21 protein-coding genes and 1 pseudogene are annotated in these 18,207 nt (G+C 72.5%); 14 read left to right on the top strand and 8 right to left on the bottom strand.

The window, feature by feature from the left end; translation table 11 throughout:
* Positions 1-54: 54 nt before the first annotated feature.
* On the bottom strand, positions 55-2,631 hold the full coding sequence (locus E1284_RS12395) for an FtsX-like permease family protein (protein WP_131939196.1): 2,577 nt from the start codon (positions 2,629-2,631) through the stop codon (positions 55-57).
* A gap of 136 nt (positions 2,632-2,767) precedes the next feature.
* Here E1284_RS12395 and E1284_RS12390 point away from each other — a divergent pair, with 136 nt between their 5' ends.
* On the top strand, positions 2,768-3,433 hold the full coding sequence (locus tag E1284_RS12390; RefSeq protein ID WP_131939195.1) for a DNA alkylation repair protein: 666 nt from the start codon (positions 2,768-2,770) through the stop codon (positions 3,431-3,433).
* Positions 3,434-3,492: 59 nt separating this feature from the next.
* Here E1284_RS12390 and E1284_RS12385 read toward each other — a convergent pair whose 3' ends face one another.
* Entirely contained in the window at positions 3,493-4,641 is a 1,149-nt protein-coding gene (locus E1284_RS12385) for an epoxide hydrolase family protein (RefSeq protein ID WP_131939194.1), read from the bottom strand.
* Between the two features lie 52 nt (positions 4,642-4,693).
* Between E1284_RS12385 and E1284_RS12380 the strand changes: the two genes are divergently transcribed.
* On the top strand, positions 4,694-5,680 hold the full coding sequence (locus E1284_RS12380; protein WP_131939193.1) for a helix-turn-helix transcriptional regulator: 987 nt from the start codon (positions 4,694-4,696) through the stop codon (positions 5,678-5,680).
* Here the strand turns inward: E1284_RS12380 and E1284_RS12375 are convergent.
* The 6 genes from E1284_RS12375 to E1284_RS12355 all read right to left on the bottom strand — a co-directional run bounded on the left by E1284_RS12375 (position 5,625) and on the right by E1284_RS12355 (position 10,829).
* Positions 5,625-6,677, bottom strand: coding sequence for a UbiA prenyltransferase family protein (locus E1284_RS12375; RefSeq protein WP_165965235.1), 1,053 nt, complete (start codon positions 6,675-6,677; stop codon positions 5,625-5,627). The genes E1284_RS12380 and E1284_RS12375 overlap by 56 nt on opposite strands.
* Positions 6,674-6,826, bottom strand: a complete 153-nt coding sequence (locus E1284_RS41395) for a hypothetical protein (RefSeq protein ID WP_165965234.1) — start codon at positions 6,824-6,826, stop codon at positions 6,674-6,676. The genes E1284_RS12375 and E1284_RS41395 overlap by 4 nt, the downstream gene beginning before the upstream one ends.
* A gap of 381 nt (positions 6,827-7,207) precedes the next feature.
* Positions 7,208-8,173 carry a hypothetical protein gene (locus E1284_RS12370; RefSeq protein WP_131939191.1) on the bottom strand — a complete coding sequence of 322 codons (966 nt, stop codon included), beginning with the start codon at positions 8,171-8,173 and terminating at the stop codon, positions 7,208-7,210.
* Positions 8,174-8,301: 128 nt separating this feature from the next.
* Entirely contained in the window at positions 8,302-8,829 is a 528-nt protein-coding gene (locus E1284_RS12365; protein WP_131939190.1) for a gluconokinase, read from the bottom strand.
* A 2-nt stretch (positions 8,830-8,831) separates the two neighbouring features.
* The gene (locus E1284_RS12360) at positions 8,832-9,413 is read right to left on the bottom strand and encodes an isochorismatase family protein (protein ID WP_165965233.1); all 582 of its coding nucleotides are present in this window, start codon (positions 9,411-9,413) and stop codon (positions 8,832-8,834) included.
* A gap of 63 nt (positions 9,414-9,476) precedes the next feature.
* On the bottom strand, positions 9,477-10,829 hold the full coding sequence (locus E1284_RS12355) for a nicotinate phosphoribosyltransferase (RefSeq protein WP_131939189.1): 1,353 nt from the start codon (positions 10,827-10,829) through the stop codon (positions 9,477-9,479).
* Between the two features lie 106 nt (positions 10,830-10,935).
* Between E1284_RS12355 and clpS the strand changes: the two genes are divergently transcribed.
* The 12 genes and pseudogenes from clpS to E1284_RS41390 all read left to right on the top strand — a co-directional run.
* Positions 10,936-11,232 carry an ATP-dependent Clp protease adapter ClpS gene (gene clpS, locus E1284_RS12350; protein WP_131939188.1) on the top strand — a complete coding sequence of 99 codons (297 nt, stop codon included), beginning with the start codon at positions 10,936-10,938 and terminating at the stop codon, positions 11,230-11,232.
* Positions 11,233-11,236: 4 nt separating this feature from the next.
* Complete coding sequence (locus E1284_RS12345; protein WP_131939187.1) at positions 11,237-11,776, top strand: DUF2017 domain-containing protein; 540 nt, start codon at positions 11,237-11,239, stop codon at positions 11,774-11,776.
* 10 nt (positions 11,777-11,786) lie between these two features.
* Positions 11,787-12,206 carry a M67 family metallopeptidase gene (locus E1284_RS12340; protein WP_131939186.1) on the top strand — a complete coding sequence of 140 codons (420 nt, stop codon included), beginning with the start codon at positions 11,787-11,789 and terminating at the stop codon, positions 12,204-12,206.
* Positions 12,207-12,249: 43 nt separating this feature from the next.
* Positions 12,250-12,372 carry a hypothetical protein gene (locus E1284_RS43645; protein WP_275406620.1) on the top strand — a complete coding sequence of 41 codons (123 nt, stop codon included), beginning with the start codon at positions 12,250-12,252 and terminating at the stop codon, positions 12,370-12,372.
* A gap of 93 nt (positions 12,373-12,465) precedes the next feature.
* A complete protein-coding gene (locus tag E1284_RS12335; protein WP_131939185.1) occupies positions 12,466-12,738 on the top strand; it encodes a MoaD/ThiS family protein in 273 nt (90 codons plus the stop codon).
* A gap of 20 nt (positions 12,739-12,758) precedes the next feature.
* A complete protein-coding gene (locus E1284_RS12330) occupies positions 12,759-13,706 on the top strand; it encodes a PLP-dependent cysteine synthase family protein (protein WP_131939184.1) in 948 nt (315 codons plus the stop codon).
* Between the two features lie 185 nt (positions 13,707-13,891).
* Positions 13,892-14,689, top strand: coding sequence for a thioesterase family protein (locus E1284_RS12325; protein WP_131939183.1), 798 nt, complete (start codon positions 13,892-13,894; stop codon positions 14,687-14,689).
* Between the two features lie 146 nt (positions 14,690-14,835).
* Positions 14,836-15,735: a glutamate racemase gene (gene murI, locus E1284_RS12320; protein WP_131939182.1), complete on the top strand. Its 900-nt coding sequence runs from the start codon at positions 14,836-14,838 to the stop codon at positions 15,733-15,735.
* A 31-nt stretch (positions 15,736-15,766) separates the two neighbouring features.
* Positions 15,767-16,516 (top strand): MBL fold metallo-hydrolase, encoded by a 750-nt coding sequence (locus E1284_RS12315; protein ID WP_131939181.1) that lies wholly within the window; start codon positions 15,767-15,769, stop codon positions 16,514-16,516.
* Positions 16,517-16,536: 20 nt separating this feature from the next.
* On the top strand, positions 16,537-17,256 hold the full coding sequence (gene rph / locus E1284_RS12310) for a ribonuclease PH (RefSeq protein WP_131939180.1): 720 nt from the start codon (positions 16,537-16,539) through the stop codon (positions 17,254-17,256).
* Positions 17,253-17,870, top strand: a complete 618-nt coding sequence (rdgB, locus tag E1284_RS12305; protein WP_131939179.1) for an RdgB/HAM1 family non-canonical purine NTP pyrophosphatase — start codon at positions 17,253-17,255, stop codon at positions 17,868-17,870. The genes rph and rdgB overlap by 4 nt, the downstream gene beginning before the upstream one ends.
* Positions 17,871-17,973: 103 nt before the next feature.
* Positions 17,974-18,207, top strand: a pseudogene (locus E1284_RS41390) (hypothetical protein); the annotation flags it as partial.

Raw genomic sequence — 18,207 nt, 5'->3', positions numbered from 1 at the left:
CGGCGCGGCCGCTGGAAGATCGACCTGTTCACGCCGTTCGGACGCGATGAGGCGTCACTCCGCCTTGGCGGCTTCGAGAACGGGGACCGCTGCGGCCCGGCGCGCGGGCAGCGCCGTGGTCGCGAGCGTCGCCGCCGCCGCGCCCGCCGCCACGGCCGGGAACAGCCACCACGGCGGGTCCGGCCGCAGGAAGGAGCTGCCGGTGGTCACGTGCAGCAGCGTCTGCGTGCCCATGGCGATCACGAGGCCGATGATCGTGCCGAGGGCGACCACGGTGGCCGCCTCCCAGCGGACGATCGCGCGGATCTGCCGCGCCGTGGCGCCCACGGCGCCGAGCAGCCCGAACTCGCGGGTGCGTTCCGCGACGCCCATCGACACCGTGGTCGCCATCCCGAACAGCGCGAGCAGCAGGGCCATGCCGATGAAGGTGTAGGTCGCCCGCAGCGGCCGGGTCAGGGAGGACGACGCGGCGTCCACGTAGGCGTCGCGGTCGAGGACCCGGACGCCGGGCACCCCCGCCACGGCCCGCGCGAGGGCCTCGGACGAGCCGCCCTGGACGAGGACGGCCTGAGTCGCCGCGTTGGCGTCCAGCTCGTCCATCGTCGCCGGAGCGACGAGCGCCTGTTCGGCGAACAGGTGGGAGGGGTCGTGGTAGGCGTCCGCCACCGTGAGCGGGACGCGGCCGTGGGCGGCCCGCACGGTGATCTCCTGGCCGGGCCGCAAGCCCCGCCCCTTCATGACGGTCGACGACAGGGCGATCTCTCCGGGACGCAGCGCGGGAGGGGCGCCGCCGAGGCGCAGCAGGTCGCGCAGCCCCGTCTGCTCGACGCCGGTGACCATGAGGCGGAACGGCTCGGGGTCCTCGCCGGGGGACGGCGGCGACACGAGCTTGACCTCGGTCTGGGTGAGGGCGGTCGCGCGGGTCACTCCCGGTGCTTCCGCGACCTTGTCGACCACGTCACGGGCGAGCGGCGAGGGGGCGCCTTCGGCGGTCCGGGCGGTGGCGGCGACGGCGTGCTCGGCCGCCATGACCTGCCGTCCCGCCTCCGCGAACCGGTCGTTCACCGACTGGGTCACCAGCGCCACCGAGGAGACCAGCGCGACGCCCAGCGTCAGCGACGACGCGGCGGAGGAGACCCGGCGGGGGCTGCGGGTGATGGTGGCGTGCGCGAGCCGTCCGGTCTCGCCGCCGACCAGCCTGCCGGCGCGTCCGACCAGCCCGCCCAGCGGCGCGACGAAGAACGGGGTGAGAATGGTCAGGGCGGTCAGGGCGAGCATGGCGCCGAACAGGACCATCAGCGCGACGCCGAACGTGCGGTCCTGGCCGGGCGGGTCGCTGACGCGGACGGCGGTCGCCACCGCCCACCAGAAGCCCGCCCCGGCGAAGAGCGCGAGCGCGGCGAGCAGCCGGGGCCACCGCCGTTCCGGGGTCTCGGCGACGGTGCTGCGCAGCGCCTGCACGGGGGAGACGCCGGCGGCGCGGCGCGCGGCCCGCCACGCCGCCAGCTGGGTGACGACGAGGCCGGCTGCGGCCGGGACGCCCAGCGCGACCCAGCCGAACCGGGGACCGGCGGCGGAGACGTCGAAGCCGTCCCGGGCGAACAGCCGGATGATCAGTTCGGACAGCGGGAAGCCCGCCGCCACGCCGCCCACCGCCGCGATCGCGCCCAGCACCAGCGCCTCCAGCCGGACCAGCAGGCCGAGTTGGCGCGGCGTTGCGCCGATCGCGCCGAGCAGCGCCAGCCGCCGGGTCCGCTGCCGCACCAGCGTGCCGAACGTGTTGGCCACCGTGAACAGGCCGACGAAGACCGCCACCAGGGACAGCCCGCCGATGACGCCGGCGACCGAGGCGCCCTCGCCCGCCGCGGCGGCGGCCTGCGCGTCCCGCACGGACGCGGCGGTGCGGACGGTGGCGCCGCCGCCGAGGTCCCGGGCCAGTTCGCCGCGCAGCCGCTCGGCGGGCACGCCGGGGGCGGCCTTCAGCCAGACGCTCTGCCACGTGCCCGCGGGGAGCCGCGCGGCGCGGCGCACGGTCTCGGGCGGGGCCAGCACGAGGTTCCCGGCGGCCACCGCGTCCCGGCCCTGGACGGTGACGACCCCGGTGACCGTCACCCGCCGCGTCTCGCGGGGCAGCGTCAGCGTCAGGGCATCACCGACACCGGCCTTCCCGGCGCGGGCCATGTATTGAACGACCGCCACTTCTCCGTCGGCAGTGGGGGCGCGGCCCTCCTCCAGCCGGTAGGGGGCCAGTTTCGGATCGGACACCCAGGGGCGCAGCAGCGTCCGGCCCTCGGCCGCCGCCGTGATCGCGCGTCCATCGGAACCGGTGGCGGTGACCGCCACCGCGGCGTCCCCGGCGGCGGCCGCCACGCCGGGCCTGGACGCGACCCGGTCCAGCCGGACGCGGCCGTCCGGCGGCGCGCTCGGGTCGTCGGGATCCGCCGTCCCGCCCTGCACGAGCACGTCGGCGCGGAAGTACTCGCTCGCGTCGCTGCCCGCCACCGCCTCCTGCGCCCGCAGCGCGAACTGCAGCGAGCCCGCGATGAGCGCGATCGACCCCAGCGCCGCCAGCAGGGTCGCGGCCAGCCGCAACCGCCCCTCGGCGACCGAACGACGCGCAATGAGCCACATGACGCCCCCCACGGCGTCCCCCCAATCTGATCACGCAAGATAGTCTCAGTTGAGATTATATCTTGCGAGAGCGGACTTCCGCCTCCGTGGCCGGCCTGAGTACGCTACGCCGGAGCTCGAAGGGTAGGTGGCAGGCATGGCTGACGTGGTGTTGGACGAGGTCATGGGCGAGTTGGCCGGGCTCGAGGACCCGAAGATCCGCGCGGTGAACGAGAAGCACGCTGACGATCACGGTGTGAACCTCGGCAAGCTGCGCGCGATCGCCAAGCGGCTGAAGACGCAGCAGGAACTCGCGTGCCGGCTCTGGGAGACGGGTGACAGCGCGGCGAGGCTGCTGGCGATCCTCATCTGCCGTCCGAAGGCGTTCGGGCGGGACGAATTGGACGCCATGCTGCGCGAGGCCCGCACGCCGAAGGTGCACGACTGGCTCGTGAACTACGTGGTGAAGAAAAGCCCGCACTCCGAAGAATTGCGCCTTGCCTGGTTCGCGGACCCGGACCCGGTGGTGGCCGGCGCCGGCTGGGCGCTGACCACCGAACGCGTGACGAAGAAGCCCGACGTCCTGGATCTACCGGGTCTGCTGGACGTCATCGAGGCGGAGATGAAGGACGCCCCCGAGCGCCTGCAATGGGCGATGAACCACTGCCTGGCGCAGATCGGCATCGACCATCCCGAGCACCGCGCCCGCGCCATCGACATCGGCGAACGTCTGGAAGTGCTCAAGGACTACCCGACCCCGCCCGGCTGCACGTCTCCGTTCGCGCCCATCTGGATCGAAGAGATCGTGCGCCGCCGGAAGTAGACCGCCGGCGGCCGAGATCATGGGAGCGGCGCTGTGGCCGGGGGGCCGGGAGCCCGGGGTCACCGGAGGGGGCGGAAGAAGGTCTGGACGTCCTTGACGAGCAGGTCGGGGGCTTCCATGGCCGCGAAGTGGCCGCCGCGCTCGTATTCCGACCAGTGCACGACGTTGTGCTCGCGTTCCGCGATGCGGCGGACGCCGCCCTCGCCGGGGAAGACGGCGACGCCGTGCGGCACGGACGAGTATTCGGTCACCGCTCCCCACCCCTTCTGGCCCTCTTTGTAGAGGCGTGCGGCCGAGGCGGCGGTCCGGGTGAACCAGTAGATGCTGATGTTGGTGAGCAACTGGTCGAGGTCCACCGCGTCCTCGGGGAGTTCGCGGGCCGGGTCGGTCCATTCCTTGAACTTCTCCGCGATCCACGCCAGTTGTGCCGCGGGGGAGTCGTGCAGCCCGAACGCGAGGGTCTGCGGGCGGGTCGCCTGGATGATCGCGTAGCCGGCCCTGTCCTGGTCCTGGTACTGGCCGAGCCGGGCGAGTTCGGCGTGGGTCAGCCCCTCGAATTCGGCCGGGTCGCCGGTCGGGAACCCGAGCGCGCCGTTCACGTGCACGCCGGCGACGTTGCCGGGTGCGGCGCGGCCGAGCATCGGCGAGATGACCGATCCGCTGTCGCCGCCCTGGGCGCCGTAGCGCGCGTAGCCGAGGCGGTCCATCAGGGTCGCCCAGCACCGCGCGACCCGCTCCAGGTCCCAGCCGGTCTCGGTGGTGGGCCCGGAGAAGCCGAACCCGGGGATGGACGGGACGACGACATGGAACGCGTCGGCGGCGTCGCCGCCGTGGGCGACCGGGTCGGTGAGCGGGCCGATGATCTTCAGGAACTCCGCGACCGAGCCGGGCCAGCCGTGCGTGATGATCAGGGGCAGCGCGCCGGGTTCGGGGGAGCGGACATGCAGGAAGTGGACGTTCTGTCCGTCGATCCGCGTCGTGTACTGCGGAAAGGCGTTCAGCCGCGCCTCGGCGGCCCGCCAGTCGAACCCGGTCCGCCAGTGCTCGGCCAGCTTCTTCGCATACCCGGCGGGCACCCCGTAGGACCAGCCCACACCGGGCAGTTCGTCCGGCCACCGGGTCGCCGCCAGGCGGCCGTGCAGATCGTCCAGCTCTGCCTGCGGGACGTCGATCTCGAAGCGGTGGATTCGCGTGTCGTCGTTGCTCATGACCTGGACGGTAGATCCAGGTTAGGACGACTTCTGTCCTAGGGTGGCCGCCATGCTCGAAACATCGGCGCGGTTGCTGCGGCTGCTGTCGCTGCTGCAGACCCAACGGGACTGGCCCGGCGCCGAGCTGGCCGACCGGCTCGGTGTCTCCCCTCGGACGATCCGCCGCGACGTCGAGAGGCTGCGCGAACTCGGCTACGCCGTGGACGCCACGGCGGGCGCGCCCGGCTACCGGCTCGGGGCCGGCAGCGGGCTCCCGCCGCTGCTGCTCGACGACGACGAAGCGGTCGCGGTCGCCATCGGGCTGGGCACCGCCGCGGTCTCCGACGTGGCGGGCATCCAGGAGACCTCCGTCCGGGCTCTCGCCAAGCTCGAACGGGTCCTCCCGTCCCGGCTGCGGAGCCGGGTCGGTGCGCTGCGGTCGATCACCGTCCCGCTGACGGGCGCCGCCACGGGCGTGGACCCGGCCGTGCTCACCGCGATCGCCGCGGCCGTCCGCGACCGGGAGAGCCTGCGGTTCGACTACCGGTCCCACGACGGCACCGCGCGGCGCCGCACCGCCGAGCCGTACCGGCTGGTGAACTCGGGCCGCCGCTGGTACCTGGTGGCATGGGATCCCGGCCGGGACGACTGGCGCACGTTCCGCGTCGACCGGCTGCGCCTGCGCACCCCCAACGGGCCGCGCTTCACGCCCCGCGAACCGCCCAGCGGCGACCTCGTCCGCTACATCTCCGAGCGGATCTCCGCCGCCCCGTACCGCTACCGCGGCCGGTTCACGGTGCAGGCCCCGGCGGACGCCATCGCCGCCCGGATGCCGCCGACCATGGCGGTCGTCGAGCCGGCGGGCGAGGGCGCGTGCGTCCTGACCACGGGATCGAACTCCTTGGACGAACTCGCCATGTGGGTCGCGCAGCTCGGCGTCCCGTTCCGGGTGGACGAGCCGCCTGAGCTCGTCCAGCACATCCGCGCGCTCGGCACCCGCCTCACCGAGGCGACGGGGTCCGCCGCGTCCGTTGGAGGGGACGGGGCGGGCCGGTGATGAGCGTCCGGGTCGGTGACCGCCTGCCGGGTGTGACGGCCGGGCCGCGACGGGCCATGACGACCGCCTGGCTCAGCAGGCACGCGACGAGCGCGGTCATGACGGCCGCGTACCAGGGCGTGGGCCAGTGGGCGTTCGTGAGCGCCAGATGGACGAGAAGGGAGAGGACGATCCCGCGGCCGACGATGGCGATCGCCGCGATGAGGTGCTCGTCGCGCCGCGCGCCCCGCTCGGTCGCCAGGGCGCGGAGGAGCAGCAGCGCGGCGGCCAGGTACACGGCGTTGACGGCGACCACGTGAAGGGTCGGGTGCCGGACGGCCGCCACCAGCATGACCGTCCCCGCGATCCAGCAGAGGGCGCTGAACGCGCAGGTCCAGCGGCGGCCGTGCCGGACCAGGAACGTCCGCTTGCCGAACATCTCGTCACCGACGACGTCGCGGAAGTCCTTGAGGAGGATTCGGCCGATGAAGCCGACGTACAGCCCGGCGAGCAGCAGCAGGTCCTCTCGCCGGAGCGAGTCGCGTACCGCGAAGACGCCGATCAGGTAGGGAACGGCGACGTAGCAGGCGGGCAGCACGAGCGGTGCCACCACGCCGCGGGCGGCCAACCGCACCGGACGGAGCGAATAGCCGGCGCTGACGGCGAGGCCCAGCAGGGTCACCACCGCGGCCGGCCAGTGCAGGGTGAGGCTCGCCAGCAGCGCCAGGACACCGGCGGTGACGCCGATCAGCGCCATCTCGCGGCGATGCGCGGTGCCGGCGGCGAGGGGACGTCCCGGATCGCCGGGCAGGTTCACCCGGTCGATGGCCGCGTCGGCGATGTCGTTGCAGGCCACCGAGAACACCAGGAACCCGAAGACCATGACGAGCGCCCGGGCCAGCAGAACGTGGTCGTCGCCGTGACCCGCCTGGGCCAGCCCGGTGACGGTGAAAAGCCCCAGCAGGACCACGACCGCCGGACGGGCCAGGTGGATCACCAAGAGCAGCCGTGAGATCACTTGTTGCTCCCAAAGTTGGACATGGCGACGACGATGAAGACATAGGCGCCGATCGCCGCCAGCCCGCCAATGGTCAGGATGACCGCGACCACGATCGCCACCCCGGTCACCAGCCTGCGAATCGCGCCGCTGGGAGATTGCCGGTCCATGCACCGACCCTGCCACGGGCTACCGCGCAGAGTATGGGTTCATCTACTCAGATCGGCTGAGTACCCCTACCTGACTCGCCCCGCGGACCTCGATCGGGATAATGCCTTTCCGGCCTTCGCGCTCGCCGAAATATCGCCTGCTCTCACACCCGCGACCGCTGTCGACGCTGTGGCCGAGGCGATCCTTCAGATGTGGACGGCGGCAGAAGGTTCTGAGCCTGCCGCATTGCGGTCAGCGATGATGCGCGCCACCGTGCAGTGGGCCCCCGCCGCGCAGGCCGCTCGCCACATCGACGGCTTCTTCGGGTTCGATGTCGTCTTCGATAGCCGATGGGCGGCCCCGAACCGGGACTCGGCCCGCTCACTGCGGCGCTACGCCACCTACCGGGATCCGTTCGCAGTCTGGGAATTCAGGCTGAGCCGGTCGCCGAAGGGGAACCGGTCGTCTTCGTCGCGCGGTAGCGCGCTGCGGACGAAACACCTGTACAGCAGCAATTCCCGCCGCTCGTCAAGGGGATCGGGGGAGCTGAGACGGTCGGCAGGGTCTGCTGGAGGGTCTTCGCCGATGTCCACTTCACCGTCCCAATTGAGGTGCAGGCCGTCTTCGTCGGAGTAGAAGCGGGGGAACTTCGTGCGCCATTGCGAGTTGGAACCCCAGCCGTCCGACAGGTCGCTGGTCGAACGCGGCTCGCGGCGGAAGGTGAAGTACAGCGTCGAGGTCGTGGCCACCGCGGCGTCGATCAGATGCCGTGGCGCCCGCACTCGCACACCGGCGCGGCTGAACAGCAGGTCCCCGAACCAGAAGCCGGGCCACAGCACTTCCTCCAGAGTCACGGCCGTCGCGGAGGGATCCTGGATGACGGCGAAGATCTCGTGGTGGAACGGAGAGAACGCCCCGGCGTGCTCGAATGGCGTCAGCCCGATGTCGGTGAAGAAGTCCGTGTACGCGGCGCGCCCGCCACGCTCCAGCCTGCGTGAACCGATCCAGCCGGGAGGAGCGTTGACTCCGCCGGGCCCGAATCGATGGGCGACACTTCCCGCGATGACGGAACGTCCTCCGGTGACACCGAATCCGGGAGGTGGTTCTCCCTCGGGGCAGAAGAGTTCGATGAGGTAGTCGCTGATCCGGCTCAACGCGTACAGCTTCATGATGCGCCACAGTTGTTCGTCGTCTCCCGAGTACCCGCCGGCGGGTATCCGCTCCCGCTTGCGCAGTGGCGCGAGATCGGTGAGGTGGGCTGCCGCCGTCTGGCGCTGACCGGACAGATATGCCTGGCGTCCGGCGTCGTCATGATGGTCGTGCAGCCCTTCGTACAGGCGGCGGAAATACCACCAGTCGAGTTCCATGGCGCGATGATGACCCCGCCCGGTCGGCACCGGCAACGCCATTACCTGGCGGTCGCCCGGTCGGTAGCTCGCACGTGTGGCGGAGACCTCGGCCTCGAGCCCGGCCCGCGCGGGCGGACGGCTCGCGGTCAGCGGACGGCGGGAGTCAGGTTCAGTGCCTCGATGATGTGCGCGACCGTCTCCTCCGGGGTGCCCGTGATGGGGGCCAGGAGGACGTCCTCGTCGGGGGACGGGAGTTCCAGGTCGGCGAACTGGGTGTCCAGGAGCGTCGCCTTGAAGAAGTGGCCCTTGCGGGCCTTCATGCGGCCCGCGATGAGGTCGCGGTCGCCGTCCAGGAGCACCATGGCCACTTCCGGGTTCCCGCCGGCCAGCAGGTCGCGGTACGTGCGCTTCAAGGCGGAGCACGTGACGACGCCGGGACGGTCGGTGGCGAGGCGCTCGGTGATCCAGGCGGCGATGGAGCGGAGCCAGGGGAGGCGGTCGTCGTCGGTGAGGGGGTGGCCCGCGCGCATCTTCGCGATGTTGGCCTCGGAGTGGAAGGCGTCGGCCTCGGCGTAGTCCCAGCCGAGGCGTTCGGCGAGCAGGGTGCCGATGGTGGTCTTGCCGCTGCCGGACACGCCGGCGACCAGGATGACCTTGGGGGGTGAGGTCGGCATGGTCAGGCGCTCACCACCGGGGCGCCGGACAGCGTGACGCCCTCCGCCCGCAGCTCGTCCAGCGCGCGGTCGACGGTGGTCTTGCCGACGCCGGCGGTGAGGTCGAGCAGGACGGTGGTGCGCAGGCCCGCGCGGGCCGCGTCGACCGCGGTGGCCCGGACGCAGTGGTCGGTGGCGATGCCGACGATGTCGACGGTGTCGACGCCGCGGGCGCCCAGCCAGTCCGACAGCGGCGTCTCGTCGTCGGAGAAGCCCTCGAAGCCGCTGTAGGCGGCGGTCTCGCGGCCCTTGCTGAACACGGCCTCGATGGGGGCGAGCGCCAGATTCGGGTGGAAATCGGCGCCGGGGGTGCCGATCACGCAGTGCGGCGGCCAGGAGTCGACGAAGTCGGGTTCGGCGGAGAAGTGGGCGCCGGGATCGAGGTGGAAGTCGCGCGTCGCGACGATGTGCGCGTAGTCGTCGGCGTGCCCGGCCACGTGCTCGGAGATGCCGGCGGCCACGCCGGCGCCGCCGGCCACGGCCAGCGAGCCCCCCTCGCAGAAGTCGTTCTGCACGTCCACGATGATCAGAGCCTTCTTGCCCATGACCGCTCCCTGTTACCGGTTGCCCCGCAACCGACCGTACCCCAGGCCCGCGTGGATACGGCGCTAGGGGCGGGGACCGCCGTTGACGAGTTCGGTGGGGACGGCGGGCTCGCCCTTGGACAGCTGGAGCGCCGTCGCCGGCAGTTCCGAGATCGAGCGGGCGTGCCGGTCCCTTGCGTCCTGGAGCGACTCGCGCCCGACGATCTCGCCGTCGCGGACGAGCGGCACCTGCAGGACGCGGTCGCGGGGCCCGTGCGCCGCCGGGCCGGTGGAGACCGTCTCGGCGTAGGCGACGCCGTGGCCGTCGATGCGGCGGACGGCCGTCTTGCGCCCGCCCCGGCTCGGCTTGCCCGTGGAGCGCTTCGCGACCGGGCGCATGGGGGCGGCGTCGTCCGGGCCGTCGGAGCGGGCGACGAGCTTGTAGACGAGGGACGCGGTCGGCGCACCCGAACCGGTGACGAGGGACGTCCCGACGCCGTAGCCGTCCACCGGGGCGGCGGCGAGCGCGGCGATGCCGTACTCGTCCAGGTCGCCGGTCACCACGATGCGGGTGCCGTGCGCGCCGAGCGAGTCGAGCTGCTCGCGGACGCGGCGGGCCACCACGCCGAGGTCGCCGCTGTCGATCCGCACGGCGCCGAGGGCGGGACCGGCGAGTTCCACGGCCGTCCGGACGGCCCGCTCGACGTCGTAGGTGTCGACCAGCAGGGTGGTGCCGTCCCCGAGCGAGGCGAGCTGCGCCTCGAACGCGTGCCGCTCGCTGTCGTGCAGCAGGGTGAAGGAGTGCGCGCTCGTCCCGGCGGTCGGGACGCCGTACAGCCGGCCCGCCTCCAGGTTGGACGTGGTCGTGAACCCGGAGATGTAGGACGCGCGGGCGGCGGCGACGGCGGCGCGCTCGTGGGTGCGCCGCGACCCCATCTCGATGATCGGCCGGCCCTGCGCGGCCTGCACCATCCGGGACGCGGCGGACGCGATCGCGCAGTCGTGGTTCAGGATCGACAGCGCCAGCGTCTCCAGCAGGACCGCCTCGCCGAACGTCCCCTCGACCACCAGGATCGGCGATTCCGGGAAGTAGCAGTCGCCCTCGGCGTAGCCCCACACGTTCCCGGTGAATCGGTACTTCTCCAGCCATCGCGCGGTCGGCTCGTCCACGATCTCGTTCGCGGTGAGGAACTCCAGTTCGGCGGCCTCGAACCGGAACGCCTCGATCGCGTCCAGCAGCCGTCCGACGCCCGCGACGACGCCGTAGCGCCGGCCGGCGGGCAGGCTGCGCGCGAACACCTCGAAGACGGTGCGGCGGTCGGCGGTCCCGCTGCGGAGCGCGGCCTGCAGCATGGTCAGCTCGTACTGGTCGGTGAGCAGGGCGGTGCCGTCAGCAAGGTCCACAAGTGGCACCTTAAGCCCGACTGTGGGCACCATGGGGGTGCGGGCCCGCGCACCCGGCGGGGGAACCGGCGCGTGGCATCGGGTGCGGCGGGGCGGACCGAGAACGCGCAGAGAGGGGGCGATCCGGGCAATGAGCGCCATGAACACGGCGCCCGCGCCGGTGGAGCTCGAACGGCCGGATACCGAGGAGGACGTGAGCGCCGACCGGCCCTGGCTGGCGATCGTCTGGAACGACCCGATCAACCTGATGTCGTACGTCACCTACGTGTTCCAGGCCGTGTTCGGCTACCCGAAGACCAAGGCGGAGAAGCTGATGCTGGACGTCCACCACAAGGGCCGCGCGGTCGTGGCGAACGGCACCCGCGAGGAGATGGAGCGGGACGTGGAGATCCTGCACTCCTACGGGCTGTGGGCGACGGTGAAACGGGACGACTGAGCCGATGACCGAGGTGGAGAAGACCCGCGAGGGAGTCCGGGTGCGGCTGGAGGCCGACGAGGCCGCGCTGCTGCGCACCCTGATGGAGCAGTTGCTCGCGCTGATCGGCGACGCGCCCGCCGCCGACGACGAGTTGGCCGCGATGGGCATCGCCGAGAACGCCGAGAAGCCGGACGACCCCGTCCTCGCGCGGCTGTTCCCCGACGCCTACCGCGATGACGGCGAGGCCGCCGGGGAGTTCCGCCGCTACACCGAGATGGGGCTGCGGGACGGCAAGCGCGAGGCCGCCGGGATGGTGCTGGGCGCGCTGACCGACGAGGGCGCCGACGTCGTGCTGGACGACGAGCAGGCGCAGGGCTGGCTGCGCGCCCTGAACGACGTGCGGCTGGCGCTCGGCACCCGGCTCGACATCACCGAGGAGTGGTACGAGCAGGCCGACCGGATGGACCCGCTCGACCCGCGCGCGACCCTGTTCACCGTCTACGAGTGGCTGACGATGCTCCAGGACGGCCTCGTCCAGGTCCTTGGGGAGCCGTTGCCTTAAGCTCGGGGCCATGCTGACGATCGAGCGCGCCCTCGTGGGCCAGATCATCGCGCACGCGCGCGCCGACCACCCGGACGAGGCGTGCGGCATCATCGCCGGTCCGGTCGGTTCGGACCGTCCCGTCAGGTACGTGGCGATGGAGAACGCCGAGCGGTCCCCGACCTTCTACCGGTTCGACTCCCAGGAGCAGCTGAAGGTGTGGCGGGAGATGGACGACCGGGACGAGGAGCCGGTGGTGATCTACCACTCGCACACCGCCACGGAGGCGTACCCGTCCCGCACGGACATCTCGTACGCGTCCGAGCCGAACGCCCACTACGTGCTCGTGTCGACCCGCGACGACGACGAGACCGAGTTCCGGTCGTTCCGAATCGTGGACGGCGAAGTGACCGAAGAAGAGGTCACCGTCGTGGACGCCTACGAGGGGTAAGGCGGAGCGGAATCGCGGGGTCGCGGCCGGTAAACTGGTCGACATGTGGACGAGCGGGCATGAGACGGGCGGCGCGCGGTGGCGTGCCGGGTCCGCCGCCGTGCCACCCGTGCAGAGCTTCCTGTTCGGGCACTCGCGCGCCGAGGTCGTCTACGACTGTCGCTGACGCGCTGATCACGCCTGGAATCATCCCGCTGCCCGCCCGGTTGCAACGCGAGAGGGCGGGGAGCCCCGTACGACGTAGAAGGAGATCACCGCGATGGCGATCGAGGTCCGGATCCCGACGATCCTGCGCAACCTGACCGACGGCGCGAAGGCCGTCGAGGGCAAGGGCGGCACCCTGGACGAGCTGTTCAGCGACCTGGACAGCCGGCACGCCGGCCTGCGCGACCGGCTGGTGGACGACAAGGGCCTGCGCAAGTTCGTCAACGTCTACCTGAACGACGAGGACGTGCGCTTCCTCGGCGGGCTGGAGACGCAGGTCGCCGACGGCGACAACGTCACCATCCTGCCGGCCGTGGCCGGCGGCTGAGCCGGGCCGGACGAGCACCGATGCGCTTCGACTCGCTACTGGACTCGCTCGGCCGCACGCCGCTGGTCGGCCTGCCGCGGCTGTCGCCGAGCGAGGACGTCCGGATCTGGGCCAAGCTGGAGGACCGCAACCCCACCGGCTCGGTGAAGGACCGTCCCGCCTTCTACATGATCGAGAAGGCGGAGAAGGACGGGCTGCTGACGCCCGGCTGCACGATCCTGGAGCCGACGTCCGGCAACACCGGCATCTCCCTCGCGATGGTCGCCAAGCTGCGCGGCTACCGGATGGTGTGCGTGATGCCGGAGAACACCTCCGCCGAGCGCCGCCAGCTGCTGGAGATGTGGGGCGCGGAGATCATCTCGTCCCCGGCGGCGGGCGGCTCGAACGAGGCCGTCCGGGTCGCGAAGGGGCTGGCCGCCGAGAACCCGGACTGGGTGATGCTCTACCAGTACGGCAACGAGGCCAACGCGCTCGCGCACTACGAGACGACCGGTCCCGAGATCCTCGCGGACCTGCCGACGGTCACGCACTTCGTCGCCGGGCTCGGCACGACGGGCACGCTGATGGGCGTCGGCCGGTTCCTGCGCGAGCGGGTGCCGGACGTGAAGATCGTCGCGGCGGAGCCCCGGTACGGCGACCTGGTGTACGGGCTGCGCAACATCGACGAGGGCTTCATCCCCGAGCTGTACGACGACACGGTGCTGACCACCCGGTTCTCCGTCACCTCCGGGGACGCGCTGCGCCGCACCCGCGAGCTGCTGGAGCAGGAGGGCATCTTCGCCGGCATCTCGACCGGCGGCGCGCTGCACGCGGCGATCGGCATGGCGAAGAAGGCGGTGAAGGCCGGCGAGCGGGCCGACATCGCGTTCGTCGTCGCGGACGGCGGCTGGAAGTACCTGTCCACCGGCGCCTACGGCGGCACGCTGGAGGAGGCCGAGGCCCGCCTGGAGGGCCAGCTCTGGGCCTGACCCGCCTCGAAGCCCAACTCCGGACCGACCCCACCCCCGCCTCCCGTTGATCTGCGGCGTGTTGTTGTTATCCGGCCCGCCATAACAACAACACGCCGCAGATCAACGAAGCGGGTGGGCGGCGCGGTAGAGTTCGTTTTCGAACGTGATTCTAGAACCGGGCCGGGCGACGTGGGAGTGTGCGGATGAGCGGGTTCGGCGAGGCGACCGCCGTGCGGCGGGTCGGCGAGGGCCGGTACGAGGCCGTCCTGGACGCGGGCTACGCGATCGGCGAGGCGATCAACGGCGGCTACGTGATGGCCGTGCTCGGCCGCGCCGCCGTGGACGCCTCCCCGCACGGGCACCCGATCTCGACCGCGACCAACTTCCACCGCGTCACCAAGGCGGGCCCCGCCGAGGTGATCGTCGAGCCCCGCAAGGAGGGCCGCACGGCCGCCGCGGCGCTGGTCTCCCTCGTCCAGGACGGCCGGACCGTCGTGGACGCGCTGATCACCACCGGCACCCTCGACGCCGCCGCCGAGCCCGCCTACGCCGGGGCGGCGCCGCCCGTGCCCGTCCCGCCGCTGGAGGAGTGCACCGACTTCCGGCCGCCGACGGGCGGCGGCGGTTTCGCCGACGCGGTCGACATGCGCTTCGACCGCACCACGATGGGCTGGCTCGACGGGCAGCCGAGCGGCAGCCCGGAGATCCGCGCCTGGTTCCGGCACGCCGACGCCTACGAGATCGACGCCTACTCCCTCGCCCTCGCCGTGGACGCGCTGCCGCCCGTCGCGCTGAACCTCGGCGCGCAGGGCTGGGCGCCGACCGTCGAGCTGACCTGGCACATGCGGGCCGTCCCCGAGCCCGGCTGGCTCGCCGTGCACGGTACCGGGCGGCTGCTCGCCGACGGCTGGTTCGACGAGGAGGTCGAGGTGTGGGACACCGCCGGCCGGCTGGTCGCGCAGAGCCGGCAGATCGCCCGCGTCCCCCGCGCCCGGTCCTGACCCGGCCACGGCTCCGGCGTTTCGCCGCACCGGACATCCGGATCATGCGCGCATCCCTTGACCTGGACGGTTTTCCGGAGCGTTACGGTGTGATGTCCGACGCATGACGCACCTGTGCGGGGCCGGGTCGCCTAGCCTTGTGCACCATGTCAGATCCATCCCGGGGGGACGGCCTCCCAGACGCTCCCATCGGGATCTTCGACAGCGGTTTCGGTGGGCTGACGGTGGCACGCGCCATCCTCGACCAGCTGCCGAACGAGCCGATCATCTACCTCGGCGACTCGGCCCGCCAGCCGTACGGGCCGCGCCCGATCGCCGAGGTACGCGCCTTCGCCCTCGACATGCTCGACCGGCTCGTCGACGAGGGCGTGAAGATGCTCGTGATCGCCTGCAACAGCGCCAGCGCGGCGATGCTGCGGGACGCCCGCGAGCGCTACGACGTCCCGGTCGTCGAGGTCATCAACCCCGCGACCCGGCGGGCGGCCCGCGCCACGTCCAACGGGAAGGTCGGGCTGATCGCCACGCAGGCGACCGTGACGAGCCGCGCCTACGACGACGCGTTCGCCGCCGCCCCGCACATCGAGCTGGTCAGCGCCGCCTGCCCGCGCTTCGTCGAGTTCGTCGAGGCGGGCGTCACGATGGGCGGCGAGCTGCTGGCGGCCGCCCGCGAGTACATGGCGCCGATCGTCGACGCCGGCTGCGACACCCTCATCCTCGGCTGCACGCACTACCCCCTTTTGACGGGCGTTATCTCGTATGTGGTGGGAGACGGGGTCACACTGGTCTCAAGCGCCGACGAGACCGCCAAGGACGTGTACCGAGTGCTCCACGACCGGGGGCTGGCCCGCCCCGGGGCGTCGCCCCGGCCGCGGCACCGGTTCCGCGCGACCGGTGACCCCGCCGTGTTCGCCGAGCTCGGCCGCCGCTTCCTCGGACCGGAGATCGGTTCGGTGGAGACGACGCCGAGCGGGGCGGTGTCGGACGGGGCCGTGTCGAGCGGGGACGTGTCGGACGAAGCCGTGCCGGACGAGGCACTGACCACCTGATTCCTCGGGGACTCTAAGAGGAGGAGTGAGCGTGCGGGTCACTGTGATCGGATGCTCCGGCAGTTACCCGGGGCCGGACAGCCCCGCGTCCAGCTACCTGATCGAGGCGGACGGCTTCGCACTCGTCCTCGATCTCGGCAACGGGGCGCTCGGGTCGCTGCAGCGGTTCCGCTCGATCTACGAGATCGACGCCGTCTGCATCTCGCACCTGCACGCCGACCACTGCCTGGACATGTGCGGGTACTGGGTGGCGCGCACCTACCGGCCGGGCGGGGCGCCGCCGCGGATCCCGGTGCACGGCCCCGCCGACACCGCCGCCCGGCTCGCCCGCGCCTACGACCTCGAACCCGACCCGGGCATGACGGAGACGTTCGACTTCCACCCCCTGCGCCGCGGCCCCTACGAGATCGGGCCGTTCCGGGTGACGACCGCGCTGATGCCGCACCCGGTCGAGGCGTACGCGTTCCGCATCGAGCACGGCGGCAGGGCCCTCGCCTACTCCGGCGACACCGGCCCGTCCGAGGAGCTGGTCGAGCTGGCCGCGGGCGCCGACCTGTTCCTCTGCGAGGCGTCCTTCCTGGACGGGCCGGGCCACCCGCCCGAGCTGCACCTGACCGCCCGGGAGGCCGCCGAGCACGCCGCCCGCGCCGGGGTCGGCGGGCTCGTCCTCACCCACCTGGTGCCGTGGAACGACGCGGACATGTCGCTCAAGGAGGCCAAGGCGGCGGGCTACGACGGCGAAATCGAGCTGGCCCGCGTGGGCGCCCGGTACACCCTCTAGCGACCGCTAGGGTTGACCGCATGGCCCGCCCCGATGATCGCGCTTCAGACCAGCTCCGCCCCGTCCGGATCCAGCGCGGATGGCTCGACCACGCGGAGGGCTCGGTGCTCGTCGAGTTCGGCCGGACCCGCGTGCTGTGCGCCGCCTCCGTGCAGGAGTCGGTGCCCCGCTGGCGGCGCGACAGCGGCCTCGGCTGGGTCACCGCCGAGTACGCGATGCTGCCGCGCGCCACCAACACCCGCAACGACCGCGAGTCGATCAAGGGCCGGGTCGGCGGGCGCACCCACGAGATCTCCCGGCTGATCGGCCGGTCGATCCGCGCGTGCCTCGACATGAAGGCGCTCGGCGAGAACACCGTCCAGCTCGACTGCGACGTGCTGCAGGCCGACGGCGGCACCCGCACCGCCGCGATCACCGGCGCGTACGTGGCGCTCGCCGACGCGGTCGGCTGGATGCGCGAGCGCAAGCTCCTCAAGGGCGACCCGCTGATCACGTCGGTGTCGGCCGTCAGCGTCGGCGTCGTGGACGGCGAGGCCCGCCTCGACCTCTGCTACGAGGAGGACTCCGCCGCCGGCACCGACATGAACGTCGTCTGCACCGGCGACGGCCGGTTCGTCGAGGTGCAGGGGACCGCCGAGGGCGCCCCGTTCGACCGCGCCGAGCTGGACGCGCTGCTCGACCTCGCCGCCGGCGGCTGCGCCGACCTGACGCGGCTCCAGAAGGAGGCCCTCGGCCGATGAGCCGGATCGTCCTCGCCACCCACAACCAGGGCAAGGTGGCCGAACTCCACCGCATCCTCGGCGACCTCGACGTCGTCGGCCTGGACGAGTTCCCGGGCGCCCCCGACGTCGCCGAGACCGAGCTGACCTTCGCCGGCAACGCGTTCCTGAAGGCCCGCGCGATCGCCGCGTTCACCGGCCTGCCCGCCGTCGCCGACGACTCCGGCCTGTGCGTGGACGCGCTGAACGGCATGCCCGGCGTCCTGTCCGCCCGCTGGTCGGGCCGCCTCGGCGCCGCCACCGGCGACCGCGATACCGCCAACCTGCGGCTCCTGCTCGACCAGATCTCCGACGTCGCCGACGACCGCCGCGCCGGCGCCTTCGTGTGCGCGGCCGTCCTCGTCACCCCGGACGGCACCGAGCGCGCCGTCGAGGGGCGCATGCACGGCACGGTGATCCGCGAGCCGCGCGGCACGGGCGGCTTCGGCTACGACCCGATCTTCGTCCCGGACGGCGAGACCCGCACCACCGCCGAGATGTCCGCGGCCGAGAAGGACGCGATCAGCCACCGCGGCAAGGCGTTCCGCGACCTCGCCGCCCTCATCCCGGACGTGCTGGCCGCCGGCCGCTCCTGACCCGCGCGCGAGGGCGCCCGCGAGAAATCGCGGCGGCGTGACAACCCGGCGGCGGTGGGCGGGGGTTATCGGGGGTGTAAGGACATCTCCCCCGAGGAGCACCATGACTGACAAGCGTCGCATCCGCCGCGGGCCGCTGATCGTGCTGGCCGGGCTCGGCGGGACGGGCCTCGCCGCCGCCGGGATCTGGCTGGCCGCCGGTTCCGGCTCGTCCCCGAGCGCCGCGCCCGTCGCCGCCCGCGAGGCGGCCGCCGCCGCGCAGCCGGCCTCGCCGGTGCCGTCGCCGACCTGCGGGACGTTCCGGCCGCGCCCCGGCACCCCGACGCCGGTGCCGTCC

Source organism: Actinomadura bangladeshensis, from assembly GCF_004348335.1.
Classification (GTDB): domain Bacteria; phylum Actinomycetota; class Actinomycetes; order Streptosporangiales; family Streptosporangiaceae; genus Spirillospora; species Spirillospora bangladeshensis.
This window is presented reverse-complemented; position numbering and strand designations above follow the sequence as displayed.